Below are 16,956 nucleotides of genomic sequence, written 5' to 3'. Positions count from 1 at the left end.
TACGCTGATGAAGCAGTGGAATGGTTTATTGAAAAAAGAATGGGTGATGATGAAGTGGCCGTTACTTGTTAGTGCGTTACTTGGGATTATTGTTATGTCATTTGTCCCGCATCTAATAGCTAACTCTTTAGGATTCGGAGAACATGTTTTTGAGTTGGCGCTTGTTATCTGTTTCTTGTGGGCGGGTGCAAGTGTGGTAGCACCGGTTATTACATTATTTATAATGTTGGAAAAGGAAATAAAACGTCCGGATGTGTGGTTTCATTCGACGGCTTCCATTTTTAAATTGGTAGGATCGAAAGCATTTTTTGCAATCCTAATTGGTGCTGTGGGGTTGTTAATTCCCACAACAATTCTTGCGGTTCAATTCGCATTATTCAACACAACAACGTTTATATTCAATGATTTGCTTTTCTTTGGAAGTATTTTCATCGTAATTATTTTTGCGGTTTCGATAACGTTTATGAGTATTGGCTTTTTCTTCTGGGTCATTGACCGACTGATGAAACCATATTTAAGGGGATTTTCAATTGTTGTTACGATTATATTGTTCTTCGTTTCCTCTCGGCTATACAGTCTACTTGCACGCACCGAACTATACGAAAAACTGATTTTAATTGGCCCTATTGATTTACTGAAACTCAAAAATCCGAAAATTAATGTGGAGTTCATTTACTTAGAACATACCGAGACATTTTTTTACACGGGTGAAATTATATTCGATATATTCTTTACGGTCGTGATGTTCATTGTGGCAGCCATCCTTTTTGAGAAGAAAGTGAGGTTGTGAATTATATGGAAGTCTGGAAGGGGTTATTGAGGAAGGAATGGGCATTGATGAAATGGAGATTGATCATCTTTGTTTTAATCACTAGCGCGATTCAGTACCTGGGAGTAAATCGCCTGGTCTATGGATTGCCAGAAGACTTTTACGCTTCAATTCAACCGATAATTGCCCTTTGTTTCATGCTTCACTTGGCTATGGCTATATCATTGCTTTTTGATGGTCTTGGAAAGGAAATGGGGCGACCGGATATTTGGCTTCATTCTCCTGCATCGATATTACAGCTTGTTTTCGCGAAAATTTCATTGATAGTCATAACTATTGGCTGCTCACTTTTTTTGTGTGGAACGATTGCAGGTATCTACAATTACGCGCGCGATGGGGCGGTTCCCGTTGTGGATGATCTGATATTATTTCTAGGTGTGGGTGTCGTCATTTTATTGAATGCCATTTATGTAATGGCGGTCGTTTTTTTCTTCTGGTCGATTTACCAAGTGTTCCGTTCCCGAATTGGTTGGTTCTCAATCGTCGTGGTTATTGCCTTGGTCAACATGTGGATTATTGGATGGGAACTGGTCTGGTCTATGGAAATGGTCCATCTAGTAACGGAAATAGGACCTATGCATGGCTCTATTAAGACGGTCGATATATTAATGTTAAGCAATTATATTGTGCCGGGCGGATCGATTTTAACAATCGGCAGTCTCGTCCTCTACGGTATGATGACGGTGCTCTATTTAGTTGTCGGATCAATACTGTTCGAAAAGAAAGTGAGGTTATAACGATGGGCATAGATTTTCTTCCAGACAAACCAATTTATCAGCAGCTCATTGACCTGATTACAGGCGATATTATTCGAGGGACGTTGAATCCAGGGGAGAAATTGCCGTCCGTTCGTGATTATGCGGTTGAAGCCGGTGTGAATGCCAATACGATGCAACGCGTCTATAAGGAGCTGGAGCAGATGGAAATCACTGAAACGAAGAGGGGGCAGGGATCTTTTGTAACTGAAGATGAATTGAAGATCGCTATGCTTCGTAATGAAATGAAGGAACAGCTTGTGAGGTCATTCATTCAAAGTGTTGAAGCATTGGGTTTTACGACTACTGAAATGCTGCAACACCTACAGAATCGGGGTGGGAAAGATGATTGAACTGAAGAATATAACGAAAAAGTATGGCCGGAGGAAAGCGCTTGAAGAACTTACACTTTCTTTGCCGCAAGGGAAAATCATAGGCCTTGTCGGGGAAAATGGGAGTGGGAAAACGACGTTGCTGAAACTAATTTCAGGATTGGTGACGCCTGATTCGGGTAGAGCAACGTTCAGCGGAAGTCGTATTACACGTAAAGTAGCAACCAATATAGCTTATATGCCGGATGCAGATTTATTCTATCCGTATTTTACGGTAGGTCAGCTTATTGAGTTTTATGAATCTCAGTTCATTGATTTTAACCTGAAGAAAGCTAAAGAAATTGCACAGTTTCTGAATCTATCGCTTGATTCGAAAATAAAACATTTGTCAAAAGGGAACCGTGGACGTGTCAAAATTGCAGTGACTCTCGGGCGTGAAGCAGATTATTATTTGCTGGATGAACCGTTCTCCGGCCTCGATCCGATGGTGCGTGATGATATTGCGAAAGGGCTTATCCAATTCACGGATCCGGAGCGACAAACCGTCCTTCTGTCGACACATGAATTAAAAGAAGTGGAACCATTGCTCGATGAAATCGTAGTACTAAGAGGGGGACGGATAATCGCGCACGAAGCGGTTGACGTAATCCGTGATACGTATGGAAAAGACGCCACCTCATGGATGGTGTCATTGTTTAGGGAGGGAAGATGACATGGAAAAGAAACCGATAGTGGAACTGAAGAATTTATCGAAAACGATTGGCAAGAAAAAGATTATCGACAACTTGAATTTGTCTTTGTATCCGGGGCAAATCACCGGATTTCTGGGTCCGAACGGGGCGGGGAAAACGACGACGATTCGGATGATGGTGGGCTTGATGGAGCCGACAAGCGGGGATGTTATTATTGAAGGCATTTCGCTTGCGGAAGATTTTGAAGGGGGACTTTCAAAAGTCGGAGTCATTGTAGAAAATCCGGAGATGTATAAATTTATTTCAGGTTATAAAAACTTACTCCATTTCGCAAGGATGCACGAAGGTGTAACGAAAGAGCGGATTGATGAAGTAATCAATCAAGTGGGTATGCAAAATCGAATTCATGAGAAAGTATCGACGTATTCGCTCGGAATGCGGCAGCGACTAGGTCTTGCACAAGCGCTTCTTCATCGTCCAAAATTTCTTATTCTCGATGAGCCGACGAATGGGTTAGATCCTGCAGGAATTCGAGAGTTCCGTATGCATTTACGAGATATTGCGGAAAAAGAAGGCGTTTCTGTTTTTGTTTCGAGCCATATGCTATCGGAAATTGAGCTTATGTGTGACCGGATTGCTGTCATTCAAAACGGCAAGTTGATTGACATCCGTGAAATGTCAGAGATACAACAGTCCCATTATTATATTGAAGCACTTCCGCTAGATGCAGCGGAGAGTCTCCTTAAAGAACAAGGATTTGCTGTCGAATCACATAAAGACGGGTTTATTATTAACGCAGAAAAAGAGCAGATTCCAGCAATTATTAACCTTTTTAGTGCAAAAGAACAGCAGTTGTTTGCTATTCAGCCATATCGTAAAACGCTTGAAGATGAGTTCTTAGAAATGACAGGGGGTGGGCAGATTGCTGAAGCTCATACAAAATGAATGGATGAAGTTGTGGAGTAAAAAAGGGACTTGGATTATGGTCATTCTCCTAGTCGTTATGATTGTTGGCGTATCCGGGCTTGGGAAGCTCACAGAAGGATTAAATAATTCTGAAGCCTGGACAGCGGATTTGCGGGTAGAACTCGCACAGGTAGAGCAGGAACTTAATGCAACCGATTTAACAGAAGTTGAAAAAAGTGAATTAATTACTAGGCAGCAAGAGATTGAGCAAAACATTGTTGATAGTATTGAGATGAGCAAACCGATTAGCCGTGAGAAAATAATTTTAGATTCATTCGGTATGATGTCGCTTGTGACGCTTCTTATGATTATTGCTTCAGCTGGAATTGTAGCTTCGGAATTTTCGCAAGGGACGATTAAGATGTTGCTATCCCGTCCAGTAAAACGATGGAAAATCCTCACGTCTAAATATTTGACCGTTTTACTATTTGGATTGTTGCTTACAGTCGTTACGTATGTTTCTAGTGTGGTGGGTGCGTTTATTTTTTACCCTGCTGCGGAAGGAAGTTCTATTGCATTTTACAACTCGGAAGTTGCCGTTACGGCCGTTTTCGGTGAATCTGCCTATTTAGTGCTTCTCGCATTTGTTTATGTATGTGTTATGGCGACATTGGCCTTCATGATTGGCTCCGTGTTCAGGTCATCGGCACTGGCAATTGGGGTCTCGCTGTTCTTGTTTTTCTCGGGATCAATGATTGTGATGTTCCTTGAGCGATATGCGGTTGCGAAGTTCGTTCTCTTTGCACATGATTTGACGCAATATGAGCTAGGCTACAAAGTATTAGAGAGCAATACGATGCTGTTCTCGATCGCAGTGCTGATGGCTTATGTAATTGTGTTCCTTACGATTAGTTATACAACATTTATTAAACGTGATATAACCGCATAACGTGCAAAAAAGCCCTCCGATTATGGAGGGCTTTTTCATGTAATTATTTATGACTGCTGAATGTACGAACTAGACCTGCGATATTACCAACGAGTACGAATGCAAACAGTGCGAACATGATGTATATGAACCACATTGACTATCACTCCTTTTAGACGATAAATCCTGTTTCCATTATATCACCACCTAGATTGACAGGCAATGTTATCCGAGGCGTAGTGGTGTTAATTGTGGCGGATTTGCTGTGGCAAGCGATTATATAACTCGTTAGACCGATCATATCGGTTACCGGACCAATCAAATATTTTTCAAATCAATCATATCCACTTTCCAACCAATCATATCCATCTATACATCGATCATAAATAATCTCAGAGTGACATTTCCCTTAAAAGGCGGCTACACATCAATCTTGTGACGAAGATATCAAATAACGAATTGTTTAATGTGAAAATACTAAATTATCAATAAAATAACTGTTTTCCTATAAAATCTCCGCTATAATTAGAGGGTGAAAGGGGAATGGTAATATGATTAAACACTCAATTATCGAAAATGTACTAGAAGCTGCACTCTCGACAGGCGGAGATTTTTCAGAAGTGTTTATTGAAGATAAGTATGTAAACACAATGGAATTGCAAAGTGGGAAAATCGAGAAAAGTATATCTGGTCGTGATTTCGGGATAGGTATCCGCATTTTTTCAGGGCTACAATGCATTTATACCTATACGACGGATTTCTCAGAAGCAGGGTTAATTAATGCGGCAAAACGGGCAGCACTCGCGATCAAAGGTGGAGGCAATGGCACCATACATCCCATTCAAAAAGAAATTATTCAACCCATCCATACAATCGCACAAATGCCGCGAACGGTGGAACATGCACGGAAAGTGGCTGTTATGAGAAAAGCCAATGACATAGCGAAAAATTATGATGAGCGCATCAAACAAGTCGGACTGCGCTATATCGATGAAGAGCAGAATGTACTTATTGCGAATTCTGAAGGGAAATTTGTTGAAGACACGCGTGTCTATAGCAGGCTCTCCATTCAGGCTACAGCTTCCGATGGCATTGAAATGCAAACTGGTTTCTATGGACCGGGTGCACATGCAGGTTTTGAATTCATCGAAAACCTAGATCTGAATCATTATGCAGGCGAGGCTGCACGCATTGCAGTGACGATGCTCGAAGCGGATGAATGTCCAAGTGGGAAATTCCCAGTCATTATCGACAATGAATTCGGTGGGGTCATTTTCCATGAAGCTTGTGGGCACGGACTTGAAGCAACCGCTGTCGCAAAAAACAACTCCGTCTTTGCAAATCGAATCGGAGAGAGAGTGGCACCAGATATCGTGACGTATATTGATGACGGTACACTTCCGAATGAATGGGGCTCTCTCAATGTTGACGATGAAGGTGAAAAGACACGGAAGAATATCCTTATTGAAGATGGTATTTTAAAAGGCTATCTGATTGATAAATTCAATGCACGCCGTATGAATGCCGAAGCGACGGGTTCTTCACGCCGTCAGTCGTATCGATTTAATCCTACTTCCCGTATGACCAATACTTATATCGCACCGGGTAAATCGACACCAGAAGAAATTATTGCATCGACGGAACATGGTATTTACGCGAAATATATGGGTGGCGGTCAAGTGAATCCGGCAACAGGTGATTATAACTTTGCGGTTGCGGAAGCGTACCTCGTGAAAGACGGAAAAATTGACCGTCCTGTCCGTGGAGCAACCTTGATTGGCAACGGTGCAAATACGTTGCAGCTTGTCGATATGGTTGGCAATAACTTGGCACACGGGGCTGGAATGTGCGGATCAATTAGCGGAAGTTTGCCGGTTAACGTCGGTCAGCCAATGCTTCGTATCAGTGAAATTACCGTCGGTGGGACGAAGGGGGAGTAATCGATGACGATCAACGAATTTCAAGAGAAACTACTAGCCGAAGCGATGGACGCAGGTTTCACAGAATCTGAAGTCTATTACCAGAGATCTGAATCATTGCAGCTCATGATTTTTGAGGGTGAAATCGACAGCTATGAGACATCTGAAAACGGTGGAATCGGTTTACGAGGGCTTTATAACGGGAAAATGGGGTACGCCTATACCGAAAAAATTGAGCAGGCGTCCATCCGGTTTTTGATCGATAGTGCAAAAGCAAATGCAGATGTACTAGACGAGGATGATGGTACAGATATATTTGAGGGTAGCGAAAAGTATGCGGGGCATGATTTTTATAGCGAAGAGCTTGCAAATGTCCCTATTCCTGAAAAGATTGAACTGATTAAATTAATTGAAAAGAAAACGCTAGCGTATGACCCCCGCATTATCACACTGGATTATTGTGTGCTACAAGACTATTCTGAGGATCGCGTTATAGCGAACAATAAAGGTCTTTCATTGAAAGAAAAGATGAATGGATTAGTCATTTATATTTCTGTTGTGGTAAAAGAGGGTGAAGAAATGAAAACGGGTACCTACGTTAAGATGACACGCGATTTCGGTGCACTCGATGCCGATACCATTGCAAAAGAAGTGGCGGAAGAAGCGCTTTCTAATCTTGGCGAACAATCGATTCCGACGAAGAAGTACCCTGTCATCATGCGCTACGACGCATCGGCTTCCTTGCTTGCTACGTTTACGCCGATTTTTTCAGCTGAAAATACGCAAAAAGATCAATCTTTGCTTAAGGGGAAGGTTGGAGAAAAGATTGCGGCTAATGTTTTCACGCTGCTTGACGATCCGTTTCATCCAGATGCAATGGCGGGTTCCAATTTTGACGGAGAAGGTGTAGCGTCAGAAAAACGCATAATCATTTCAAATGGAACACTTGAAACACTCCTCCATAATCGGAAAACGGCTAAGAAAGATGGTGTTGAAACGACAGGCCATGCTCATAAGTCGTCCTATAAAAGTACGCTCACAGTTGCCCCGATGAATATGTATATTGCAGCGGGTACAAAGAGCAAGGAAGACTTGATTGCCTCTTTGGAAGAGGGCGTATTGATCACCGGCTTATCCGGTCTTCATTCCGGAGCAAGCACGATCTCGGGGGACTTTTCTGTCGCGGCAACCGGCTTCCATATTAAAAACGGGAAAATTGTATCAGCCGTCAAACAGATGACAATTGCCGGTAACTTTTTTGATTATATGAAAGATATTAAAGAGACTGGGTCTGATTTAGAATTTATGCCTGGTGGTTATGGTTCACCTTCACTGTTGGTGAAAGAGCTTTCTGTTACGGTGGATTGAATAAAGAAGGCGATCCAGATAATGGGGTCGCCTTCTCATTTTGTTAATTGTATTATTCGTAACTATCAATAGGGAACCAGCGATAAACAGTCAAATCGACTTTGTTATTTTTGAATTGAATGCCTTCTGATTCCAGCAGCTCTCGCTGATCTCCACCTGTAAATGAAACTTCCCCTTTTGTGTTAATGATCCGGTGCCATGGCAATTCGTACTTTTCACTCATCGAATGTAGCGTTCGGACAACTTGCCTTGCACCGCGCGGACTGCCTGCAACGGCGGCAACTTGACCGTATGCCATGACATGACCGGCAGGAATTCCTTGAATAATTCGGATGACACGCTCTGTAAATAAATTCAAAAATAACAAACCTCCTTGCGTTACTTTCATTATATCAAATATGCAGATAAAACTATTTCCCTCTTTCTACTGTATAATAGTTAGAATAATATGAAAACAGAGAGGTGCTGGGCTGCATGGAGGAGCTATTTGTAAGACGCACTCTAATCGGTTTTGCTTTGAAAGTCATCGGACTGGTTGTTATCGGTTGGGGTATTATTCAAGCATTCATTGTTCTGAATTCATTTTCTCAACCTTTTCCAAATGAAATGGGTATGATAGAAAGCGTGGGTGGAATAGGGTTCGGCGGTTTTCTAACCATTGTCGCGACAAATGCCGTTTATGGGATTCTAATTATTGGCTTCGGTGAAGTCATTGATTTATTGCAGAAAATACACGACAAAAACGAACCAAAAGTGACGATAGAGTCGAACCTACCTGTCCCAACTAGTTCTGTTCCAGTAGAAGCGCAGAAAGAAATGAACGAATTTTATACGAAGATGAACATGAAAATAGAATGGATGTTACCGACGAAAAGTCGTAATGTATTTAGTGTAAAAGTAGATGGTCGTTCAGAATACATTGAACTTGGAGACCATTCTCCGCGACAGCTTTCAGAGGAAGAGGTAGAAAAGTATTTGTGAAGAACGTTAAATCATTAAAATAAAGACCGCTCCACGTCATTTTTCGACGCGGAAAGGTCTCTCTTATGTCTCGCGTTTGTTCTGGAAATACGAGTAAACTGAAATTGCCAACGTCACCCAAAGTGCGCTTGCTATATATCCCCCGATAATATCGCTCGGATAATGGACACCAAGGTAAATACGGCTTGTTCCAATCATGATGATCATGAAGGCGGCGAACAGAAAAAGAAGAACGTGGTTTGTGGTTGTTTTAACATTTCGCCAAGCGATGTAGGCGAGGATTGCGTAAAGGGCGAATGCCATCATCGAATGACCGCTTGGAAAGCTGAAGCCGCCTGCATCCATAATCCGGTGAAGTTCAGGTCTCTCCCGTTTGAAATAGGATTTAAGCATTTTGTTAAATAGAATTGATCCGACAACTACGATCGTCAATAGAAATGACTGTTGGCGGTAGCGTAGGAAAAAGTATAGGACAATAAATCCAATCACGGTAATTGTAGTAACGGCTAAACCAGAGCCAACCCAAGTGAAACCTTTCATGATAGCTGTTAGCCAAGGTGCTTCTAGTCCTTGGATAAAGCCAATAATTGCAGTATCGAAACGTCCAATTGAGTTATTGCTGACAGCGGTAGCGATATAAACGAATGTCAAACCGAAGCCGATGCAAAGAATAAACGCTAGTAGAAGTTGCCGTTTGCGCTCGTGCACTGAATGCACTCCTTTCATTTGAACCATAATTGTATACCATCTCCAAGAATAAAATACAGCAAACAATACGTTTGGATATTATTCATCATATTTTTGGAAAGATGCTATAGTAGAAAAAACCTATCATTTACTAAAAAGGACCGATTATGACACTCATTCTATTATTATTATGCTCTTACTTGCTTGGCAATATCCTGACTGGCTCGATTATTAGCAGTTTCTTTTATAAGAAAAATATCCGGGTAGAAGGAAGCGGAAATCCAGGTGCACGTAATGCCGGGCGGGTGTTTGGGAAAAAGGCATTCGTTGCGACATTCATCGGAGACGCATTAAAAGGTGTGCTGGCCGTTTGCGCTGCTAAGTGGCTAGGATTTGGTGCGGATGTAGAAATTTTGGCCCTTTTCGCTGTAACATTAGGACATGTATACCCTCTATTTTTGAAGTTTCGGGGTGGGATGGGCGTATCCACTTATATAGGTGGCATGCTTGTATTTAATCCGCTACTGTTTCTCGTTTTTATGGGCCTTTATCTTATCATCTATCCGTTTGTAAAGAGTTTTACGCTAGCAGGACTAAGTGCAGTGCTATTGATGCCCATTATAGTGCTAGCATTTTTGTATGAAATTCCTGTTTTCATTGCTGCCTGCTTGCTATCAACACTTCTTCTATTTACGCATTGGCCTGATTTGAAACAGAAAATTATGCCCGGAAAGAGTTGAGGATTAACTTTATGGTCAGAAGTTAATTCAGCAAAGAAGTTAGATGAGGACTAATTATTAAATGATTTCAACGTGCATTATAAAAGCATTTATTTGCGCGATAGGAATTGGCTGGTATGCTTCAGTTACTTCCTTTGTTAATATCCACGGAAGAGCAAGTGTTTACAACCAACTCTAACGGGAAAACATTTTAATATAGAAGGAGATGAATGTCATGAAGGAACTACGAACAGTTAATGAGTGGTATGACGTATTGGAACAATCGAAAAAGAATCCTTTGTTCGTTTTAAAACATAGTACGACATGTCCAGTTAGTGCCGCAGCCTACAATGCATTTGAGTCATCCGAAGCGGAGGTACCGAAATATTTTCTTAAAGTACAGGAAAGTCGTCCTGTTTCCAATGAAATCGAAAGTAATCTACGTGTTGAACACCAATCGCCCCAACTGTTTTTGTTGAAGGATGGAAAAGCGGTCTGGCAGGCGACTCATTACTCGATTAGCGGATCAAAAATTGGACTAGCTGTAAAGGAATACGGAAGTAAATAAAGTGAAACAGGCGTCCTAATTTGGGGGTGCCTGTTTTTTAGATTACAAGATGTTCTACAGAATTCCAATCAATATGATAAAATAAGAATTATTAAAAGAGTCCGACAAAAGATGAGTGAAAGTAGGTTCTTTATATGCGTTTACAAGATAAAACTGTTGTCATAACAGGCGGGGCAAATGGAATTGGAGCAGTGGCAGCTACACTTTTTGGTAAACATGGAGCACAAATCGCTATTGTTGATTTTGATGAAAAGGCGGGAGAAGCAAAAGTCCAACAACTGAATGAATTGGGAATTGAGGGGGCTTTCTTCAGGGCGGATGTGTCCAATAGTGAAGATGTAAAAGAGATGGCGGGAAAAGTGATCGAGCAGTTTGGAAAAGTGGATATCCTCATTAATAATGCTGGAATTACTAGAGATGCAATGATGCTAAAGCTTCAATCAGCTGACTTTCAGAAAGTAATAGATGTGAACTTGACGGGTGTCTTCAATTGTACACAAGCTTTCCTTCCTACAATGCTTGCTCAAGGCAAAGGGAAAATTATTAATACTTCCTCGATCGCGGGAACGGGGGGGAACGTTGGTCAAACGAATTATGCCGCAGCGAAAGCGGGTGTTATCGGTATGACAAGGACGTGGGCGAAGGAATTTGGTCGAAAAGGCATCAATGTAAATGCTGTCGCACCAGGTTTCATCGAAACAGATATGATCGATACAATTCCGGAGAAAGTGTTGGAACAAATTAAGATGATGACACCTTATAACCGAATGGGTACTCCTGAAGACGTGGCGAATGCTTACCTATTTCTAGCTTCCGACGAATCAGACTTTGTTAACGGAACAGTTTTGGAAGTTGACGGTGGCATGTTGAAGTGACGGCTGTGAAAAAGCGGAGTAATCACAATCAGGTAAAAAGTACGCAATAGAAGAGGGGGAGTGGAGGTGACTGTACGCCTCCATCCCTCTTCTATTTGTCTAGACCTGAATATCCTTACGTTTACTTGAAGGGGGTATTCGTAGTTCTTCTCTGTACTTGCTGATTGTCCGCCTAGAGATTGTAATCCCTTGTTCAGTATTAAAGTATTCGGCTATTTTTTGATCGGAATAAGGTTTGAATTTATTTTCTTGGGCTATGAAGTTTTTCAGAAGTGTTTTCATCTTTGTTTGAGAAATGGTATCTCCGTCTGCCGTTTCCAACTTTGAAGTGAACAGCAGACGGAGGTCAAAGGAACCAAAAGATGTCTGTATTACTTTGTTCATCGTAGCTCGGCTGACAGTCGATTCGTGCATCTCGATTTCATCGGCGACCTCTTTAAGTGTAAGAGGTTTCAATGAACGGAATCCATTCTTAAAAAAGCTTTCTTGTTTTTCCAAAAGGACGTGCACGATTTTAATAATCGTATTTCGGCGCTGTTCAATGCTGCTTATAAGCCATTGATAGTTTTTATATTGTGTATTGATATATTTTGATGCATCGTCTTTCACATGAAGGGACTGCGAATAATCTTTATTCATATGAATAGTTGGTAAATGGCCGTCATTCAAGTGAAATATAAATTCACCATTCTTCCAATCGACGATAATGTCGGGCGTCAAATACTCTGTTGGGAAATTAGAAATGAATGCGCAAGGCCTTGGACTTAGTGTTTGGATGAAATCGAAGAGGTCTTTCACTACAGCCATTTCAATATTCATTTTTAAAGCAATCTCATTCCACTTATGGTCTGCAACGAGGTTTAAATGATGTTCCACTAAACAGGCAGCTAACTTATTTTCAGGATAGCTGTAAGTAATTTGTAGAAGCAAACATTCCCTCAAATCCCTGGCGCCTATTCCGATTGGACCTAATTGTTGAAGAAGGTGAATTCCTTTTTCAATATCACCTTCATCAAATGACAAATAGCCATTCGAGTTGTTGTCTGGAACCTGCAAGTAGCCGTTGTCGTCGAGATTGTTGAGGAGATACTTTATGAGTATTTGTGTATGCTCATCATAGGACATGAACTTTGCCTGATCGAGTAATTCGTCACGCATGTTCCGATCACTACTTTGGATGACATCAACTGGCATCGCAGAACCACTGAAAGAAGATCGTCGATTTAATCTTTCTTCAAAGACGGGTTTCTCCTCTTTTTCCTTCAGTTCGATAATCGGATTTTCCAACTCTTGTTGTCTGATATATTGTTCGAGTTCATAAGTGGAGTATTGTAGTAATTCAATAGCTTGCCTTAACTCAAAAGTCATTAGCAGATTCAGTTCCTGCCGTTGCCGGAGTACAAGCTCCATAATAAATCCTCCTTTTGATGCTGTTAACAAATGAATGCGCTTTCATCGGTGTGGTTCTAATGATAACATAGGAATTTATAAAATTCGACATAGAATTAGAATTTTTAGATTAATATAAGGGGTGTAAAAAAGCCCTTGTATATGTTATCATCAGCAACTTTACGTGAAAGCCGTCTAACGACATATACAAGAGCATATTCAAAATGAGACACTTATAGAATTTGAAGTTGTTTCGGGAATGAAGATAATACTTCAACTTTACCGTCTTCATTGATATAGACAGTGTCTTCAATACGGACTCCGCCGACTTCCGGGATATAAATACCAGGCTCGATTGTAAAGACAAGACCAGCTTCAGCAATCTGCTCATTATTTTGATGGATGGAAGGTTCTTCATGGAGCTCGATACCTAAACCGTGTCCGACACGGTTATTGAAATACTCCCCGTAGCCGTTCGCGATAATGACATTTCTTGCTTCAATATCAAAGGTCTTCAACGGTACTCCTGCTTGTACAGCATTGATGCCTGCTTCATTCGACCGAAGAACAATATCATAAATTTCTTTTTGTTGTTCTGAAGCCTCTCCGATAATGAAGGTTCTTGTAATATCAGAACAATATCCGTCTTTGATGACTCCGAAATCTATCAACAGATAATCTCCTTTTTGGAGTTTTCGTTCTCCAGGAGAACCATGTGGCAATGCCGCCTTTTCACCGGTAAGCACGATGGTTGAAAAAGAAGGACCGTCCGCGCCGAATTTCCTCATTAGGAACTCCAATTCTCCAGTCAAGTCCGATTCGGACATTCCAATCTTCACTTTCTTGATGCCTTCTTCCAAAACCTTTTCAATGATTTCGATTGCCGTTATTAATTTTGCGATTTCTTCTTTAGACTTCTTCATTCTTTGTTTGTTAATGAATGGCTGCACATCGACGACTTGTACACCTGGGAAAAATTCCAGCAAGCTATTGTAAAGATAATAACTCAACGCCTTGGCCTCGATACCAACTGTTTTTGAAATTTCACCAACCGATTCACGGACAACCTCGAAAGGTATTTGCTCGTCTGAAATCGGAATGATTGTTGTGATATCAGATACCAGCAAAGCGGCATCTTTATCTAATGCTGGGACAAACAAATATGTATTATTAGTATGCATGTCAATGAACAAAGACATGAATCGTTCATGAGGATCTGAATTGAATCCTGTGAAGTAAAACACATTTGCCGGCGCGGTAATCATAACTGCAGTGATATTGTTCTCGGAGAGATACGATTTTAACATTGCTCGTCTTGCTTCATATATAGTACCCAAAAATGAACCCTCCTAAAGTTGTTTAATTAATGTTGTTGTAGAAATTATACTACATAAGTTTAACAAATAAATACCTATATCAACTGAGTGAAGGCTCCATCTAGCGCCGTAGAAAATTCAGTAGAGCTCTCTATTTCAAGTCAATCTTACTTTCACAAAATAATTAACTCTTTTGGTGATTTTGTAAGAATTTCATTCCCGTTTGCAGTTACTAAAATATCGTCTTCAATTCTTACACCGCCAAGACCTGGAATATAAATACCTGGTTCAACAGTAAGAACCATTCCAGTTTCAACGAGTTTGTCGCATTTAGGGGACATGAAAATTTCCTCATGAAGATCTAAACCTAGGCCATGCCCGGATCCATGTCCATATTGCTCACCATATCCCTTTTCGGTGATATAATCTCTTGAAAATGCGTCTGCTTCTCGACCTGTTATACCTGGTGTAATTCCTGCAAGTGCATTTGACAACGAGTCCAGCACAATGGTGTATATGCTTTTCAATTCTTCTTTTGGCTGACCTACTGCGATCGTTCTTGTCATATCCGAACGGTAGCCTTCATAATATGCCCCAAAATCAAGTGTCACCATGTCGCCTGTCTCGATGACCTTTGTACTCGCTACTCCATGTGGAAGTGCAGAGCGGTGGCCAGAAGCGATAATTATGTCAAATGAAGACGATGTTGCGCCTTGTTTTCTCATATAGAACTCCAATTCGTTAGCCACATCGATTTCTGTAACCCCTTGACGGATATAAGTTAAAATGTGACTAAATGCAGAATCAGAGATTTCAACAGCCGTTTTAATTTTTTGAAGTTCTTCTGCAGTCTTAATCGTACGAAGACTTTCTATGACGCCTGAAAGAGGAACCATCTCACCGTGTAATGCTTCAGTATACTGAGCATGCAAATGATAGGTTAGGTTACCTTGTTCAAATCCTAGTCTTGAAATACCTAATCTCTCTGCCATTTGGGCAACACCTGTGTAGATGGATTCTCTTTCTAACTGGATAACCGAATAGTTTTTTACTTGTGAATGAGCCTGATCGACATATCGGAAATCTACGAAGAGGCATGCTTCCGTCTTAGTAATTACGACAGTTCCAGCGCTACCTGTAAAACCTGTTAGGTAGCGGCGGTTAACGCCATTAGTAATTAATAGGCCATCTACTCCAAGTTGATCGAACTGTGCTCTTAATTTTGCTAGCTTATCCATGTTTGTTCCCCCACATCATATTTTCAATACGGTTTAAAGGGTATGTAATTTTTGTACCGTGTTCTCATGTTCTAAGTTTCATAGCCCTCCTAATATATTTTAACGAGTTGGTAAGGGAATTGCATTACTATTCTATGGGTTCTGAATTCAGGGGTGCTAGACGTCATAAATTGAGTGACTCTAGAAACGGCCCTCTAGGCTGGGATAAAGCAATGATTGTGAATTAATTCACAATAAGTGACACTTGTCATAGTAAACATTATGACAGTTATGCCTTTTTCAAAGTCCGAAAGTTCTTTATCATTAGATTCAAGATAGCGAATCAGAAAAAGAACATCAGATTGAAGGAGGATCACACAACATGTCTAAAGAAAAAACAAAGCAGTTACACAAAGACGTTGCCCCTTTTGCTAAGTCAGATAAAAAGAAAAGTATTATGCAGCTTATCAATACAGTCCCACCATTTCTAATCCTATGGTTTTTAGCATATCAAAGTTTGTCAGTCTCTATCTGGCTAACGATAGGACTTTCTGTGATTGCATCAGGATTTGTCATTCGAACATTCATCATCTTCCATGATTGCACACATGGTTCATTCTTCAAAAACAAGAAAACAAATGATATTGTTGGTACCATTACCGGTGTTCTAACACTGTTTGCCTATGAAAAATGGAAACGCGAACATTCAATTCACCATGCAACAAGCTCGAATCTCGACAAGCGTGGTACGGGTGACATTTGGGTCATGACGGTTGAAGAGTACGTTGAAGCATCAAAATGGCAGCGTTTTGCTTACCGTTTATACCGTAACCCAATCGTTATGTTCGGTTTCGGACCACTTTTCCTAGTGCTTATCTCAAGCCGTTTCAACCGTAAAGATGCACGTAAGAAAGAACGTAACAATACGTATTTAACTAACGCAATACTTGTTGTTCTGTACACGGGTATGATCATGCTTATTGGCTGGCAGGCATTTGTTCTTATACAAGGAACAATCATGTTTGTTGCAGGAGCACTCGGTATCTGGTTGTTCTACATTCAACATACGTTTGAAGACTCTTATTTCGAAGAGGAATCTGAGTGGGATTACGTGAAAGCTGCTATCGATGGTAGTTCATATTACAAATTACCGCGTTTGTTGCAGTGGGCGACAGGGAACATCGGTTTCCACCACGTCCATCACTTGGCACCACGTGTTCCGAATTACAACTTGGAACTTGCGCATGAATCGACACCGCCTCTTCACGTAGCAACAACGATTAATATCAAAGAAAGCTTGTCATCAATTCGCTACCGCTTGTATGATCCGGAGAAGAAAAGGTTTATCGCATTCAAAGATGTGAAGCATATGCTAAACTCAGCACGTCCTTCAATTGACTTGAAACCGAAGCGTACAAGTCTCGACGGAAAATAATACTGAAAACAGTCATCTCTTCAGAGGATGACTGTTTTTT

18 protein-coding genes are annotated in these 16,956 nt (G+C 40.9%); 13 read left to right on the top strand and 5 right to left on the bottom strand.

The window, feature by feature from the left end:
- Window positions 1-7 precede the first annotated feature (7 nt).
- The 8 genes from FQ087_RS17330 to FQ087_RS17295 all read left to right on the top strand — a co-directional run bounded on the left by FQ087_RS17330 (window position 8) and on the right by FQ087_RS17295 (window position 7,729).
- Window positions 8-790 carry a hypothetical protein gene (locus FQ087_RS17330; RefSeq protein WP_149581841.1) on the top strand — a complete coding sequence of 261 codons (783 nt, stop codon included), beginning with the start codon at window positions 8-10 and terminating at the stop codon, window positions 788-790.
- A gap of 5 nt (window positions 791-795) precedes the next feature.
- A complete protein-coding gene (locus FQ087_RS17325; protein ID WP_149581840.1) occupies window positions 796-1,566 on the top strand; it encodes a hypothetical protein in 771 nt (256 codons plus the stop codon).
- 2 nt (window positions 1,567-1,568) lie between these two features.
- Window positions 1,569-1,937 carry a GntR family transcriptional regulator gene (locus tag FQ087_RS17320; RefSeq protein ID WP_149581839.1) on the top strand — a complete coding sequence of 123 codons (369 nt, stop codon included), beginning with the start codon at window positions 1,569-1,571 and terminating at the stop codon, window positions 1,935-1,937.
- Complete coding sequence (locus FQ087_RS17315; RefSeq protein WP_149581838.1) at window positions 1,930-2,628, top strand: ABC transporter ATP-binding protein; 699 nt, start codon at window positions 1,930-1,932, stop codon at window positions 2,626-2,628. The genes FQ087_RS17320 and FQ087_RS17315 overlap by 8 nt, the downstream gene beginning before the upstream one ends.
- A 1-nt stretch (window position 2,629) precedes the next feature.
- Window positions 2,630-3,553, top strand: a complete 924-nt coding sequence (locus tag FQ087_RS17310; RefSeq protein ID WP_149581837.1) for an ABC transporter ATP-binding protein — start codon at window positions 2,630-2,632, stop codon at window positions 3,551-3,553.
- The gene (locus FQ087_RS17305; RefSeq protein WP_149581836.1) at window positions 3,531-4,463 is read left to right on the top strand and encodes an ABC transporter permease; all 933 of its coding nucleotides are present in this window, start codon (window positions 3,531-3,533) and stop codon (window positions 4,461-4,463) included. The genes FQ087_RS17310 and FQ087_RS17305 overlap by 23 nt, the downstream gene beginning before the upstream one ends.
- Before the next feature lie 530 nt (window positions 4,464-4,993).
- Complete coding sequence (locus FQ087_RS17300; protein WP_149581835.1) at window positions 4,994-6,382, top strand: TldD/PmbA family protein; 1,389 nt, start codon at window positions 4,994-4,996, stop codon at window positions 6,380-6,382.
- Window positions 6,383-6,385: 3 nt separating this feature from the next.
- The gene (locus FQ087_RS17295; protein ID WP_149581834.1) at window positions 6,386-7,729 is read left to right on the top strand and encodes a TldD/PmbA family protein; all 1,344 of its coding nucleotides are present in this window, start codon (window positions 6,386-6,388) and stop codon (window positions 7,727-7,729) included.
- Window positions 7,730-7,781: 52 nt separating this feature from the next.
- Here FQ087_RS17295 and FQ087_RS17290 read toward each other — a convergent pair whose 3' ends face one another.
- A complete protein-coding gene (locus tag FQ087_RS17290) occupies window positions 7,782-8,087 on the bottom strand; it encodes an MGMT family protein (protein ID WP_149581833.1) in 306 nt (101 codons plus the stop codon).
- Window positions 8,088-8,203: 116 nt separating this feature from the next.
- On the opposite strand from FQ087_RS17290, the gene FQ087_RS17285 reads away from it, so the two are divergent.
- Window positions 8,204-8,710, top strand: coding sequence for a hypothetical protein (locus FQ087_RS17285; protein ID WP_149581832.1), 507 nt, complete (start codon window positions 8,204-8,206; stop codon window positions 8,708-8,710).
- A 63-nt stretch (window positions 8,711-8,773) separates the two neighbouring features.
- Here FQ087_RS17285 and FQ087_RS17280 read toward each other — a convergent pair whose 3' ends face one another.
- Window positions 8,774-9,418, bottom strand: coding sequence for a phosphatase PAP2 family protein (locus tag FQ087_RS17280; RefSeq protein ID WP_223145612.1), 645 nt, complete (start codon window positions 9,416-9,418; stop codon window positions 8,774-8,776).
- 146 nt (window positions 9,419-9,564) lie between these two features.
- Between FQ087_RS17280 and FQ087_RS17275 the strand changes: the two genes are divergently transcribed.
- From FQ087_RS17275 to fabG, 3 genes are all read left to right on the top strand, one after another.
- Complete coding sequence (locus FQ087_RS17275; protein ID WP_149581830.1) at window positions 9,565-10,137, top strand: glycerol-3-phosphate acyltransferase; 573 nt, start codon at window positions 9,565-9,567, stop codon at window positions 10,135-10,137.
- 214 nt (window positions 10,138-10,351) lie between these two features.
- A complete protein-coding gene (gene ytxJ / locus FQ087_RS17270) occupies window positions 10,352-10,684 on the top strand; it encodes a bacillithiol system redox-active protein YtxJ (protein WP_149581829.1) in 333 nt (110 codons plus the stop codon).
- Between the two features lie 134 nt (window positions 10,685-10,818).
- Window positions 10,819-11,559 (top strand): 3-oxoacyl-ACP reductase FabG, encoded by a 741-nt coding sequence (fabG, locus tag FQ087_RS17265; protein WP_149581828.1) that lies wholly within the window; start codon window positions 10,819-10,821, stop codon window positions 11,557-11,559.
- A 99-nt stretch (window positions 11,560-11,658) separates the two neighbouring features.
- Here fabG and rpoN read toward each other — a convergent pair whose 3' ends face one another.
- The 3 genes from rpoN to FQ087_RS17250 all read right to left on the bottom strand — a co-directional run bounded on the left by rpoN (window position 11,659) and on the right by FQ087_RS17250 (window position 15,502).
- Window positions 11,659-12,969 (bottom strand): RNA polymerase factor sigma-54, encoded by a 1,311-nt coding sequence (gene rpoN, locus FQ087_RS17260; protein WP_149581827.1) that lies wholly within the window; start codon window positions 12,967-12,969, stop codon window positions 11,659-11,661.
- Between the two features lie 212 nt (window positions 12,970-13,181).
- Entirely contained in the window at window positions 13,182-14,285 is a 1,104-nt protein-coding gene (locus FQ087_RS17255) for a M24 family metallopeptidase (RefSeq protein WP_149581826.1), read from the bottom strand.
- Between the two features lie 152 nt (window positions 14,286-14,437).
- Complete coding sequence (locus tag FQ087_RS17250) at window positions 14,438-15,502, bottom strand: M24 family metallopeptidase (protein WP_149581825.1); 1,065 nt, start codon at window positions 15,500-15,502, stop codon at window positions 14,438-14,440.
- Between the two features lie 361 nt (window positions 15,503-15,863).
- On the opposite strand from FQ087_RS17250, the gene desA reads away from it, so the two are divergent.
- Window positions 15,864-16,916, top strand: a complete 1,053-nt coding sequence (gene desA / locus FQ087_RS17245) for a Delta(5) desaturase DesA (RefSeq protein WP_149581824.1) — start codon at window positions 15,864-15,866, stop codon at window positions 16,914-16,916.
- The last annotated feature ends 40 nt before the right edge of the window (window positions 16,917-16,956 follow it).

It is taken from the genome of Sporosarcina sp. ANT_H38, assembly GCF_008369195.1.
GTDB lineage: Bacteria > Bacillota > Bacilli > Bacillales_A > Planococcaceae > Sporosarcina.
The sequence above is the reverse complement of the archived record's forward strand: the minus strand, read 5'-3'. Positions and strand labels throughout refer to the sequence as shown.

What these genes read in the sequence shown, in the direction of transcription:
- FQ087_RS17330 (WP_149581841.1), top strand. Translation starts at nt 8, where the DNA reads ATGAAGCAGTGGAATGGTTTATTGAAAAAAGAATGGGTGATGATGAAG.
- FQ087_RS17325 (WP_149581840.1), top strand. Translation starts at nt 796, where the DNA reads ATGGAAGTCTGGAAGGGGTTATTGAGGAAGGAATGGGCATTGATGAAA.
- FQ087_RS17320 (WP_149581839.1), top strand. Translation starts at nt 1,569, where the DNA reads ATGGGCATAGATTTTCTTCCAGACAAACCAATTTATCAGCAGCTCATT.
- FQ087_RS17315 (WP_149581838.1), top strand. Translation starts at nt 1,930, where the DNA reads ATGATTGAACTGAAGAATATAACGAAAAAGTATGGCCGGAGGAAAGCG.
- FQ087_RS17310 (WP_149581837.1), top strand. Translation starts at nt 2,630, where the DNA reads ATGGAAAAGAAACCGATAGTGGAACTGAAGAATTTATCGAAAACGATT.
- FQ087_RS17300 (WP_149581835.1), top strand. Translation starts at nt 4,994, where the DNA reads ATGATTAAACACTCAATTATCGAAAATGTACTAGAAGCTGCACTCTCG.
- FQ087_RS17295 (WP_149581834.1), top strand. Translation starts at nt 6,386, where the DNA reads ATGACGATCAACGAATTTCAAGAGAAACTACTAGCCGAAGCGATGGAC.
- FQ087_RS17285 (WP_149581832.1), top strand. Translation starts at nt 8,204, where the DNA reads ATGGAGGAGCTATTTGTAAGACGCACTCTAATCGGTTTTGCTTTGAAA.
- FQ087_RS17275 (WP_149581830.1), top strand. Translation starts at nt 9,565, where the DNA reads ATGACACTCATTCTATTATTATTATGCTCTTACTTGCTTGGCAATATC.
- ytxJ (WP_149581829.1), top strand. Translation starts at nt 10,352, where the DNA reads ATGAAGGAACTACGAACAGTTAATGAGTGGTATGACGTATTGGAACAA.
- fabG (WP_149581828.1), top strand. Translation starts at nt 10,819, where the DNA reads ATGCGTTTACAAGATAAAACTGTTGTCATAACAGGCGGGGCAAATGGA.
- rpoN (WP_149581827.1), bottom strand. Translation starts at nt 12,969, where the DNA reads ATGGAGCTTGTACTCCGGCAACGGCAGGAACTGAATCTGCTAATGACT.
- FQ087_RS17250 (WP_149581825.1), bottom strand. Translation starts at nt 15,502, where the DNA reads ATGGATAAGCTAGCAAAATTAAGAGCACAGTTCGATCAACTTGGAGTA.
- desA (WP_149581824.1), top strand. Translation starts at nt 15,864, where the DNA reads ATGTCTAAAGAAAAAACAAAGCAGTTACACAAAGACGTTGCCCCTTTT.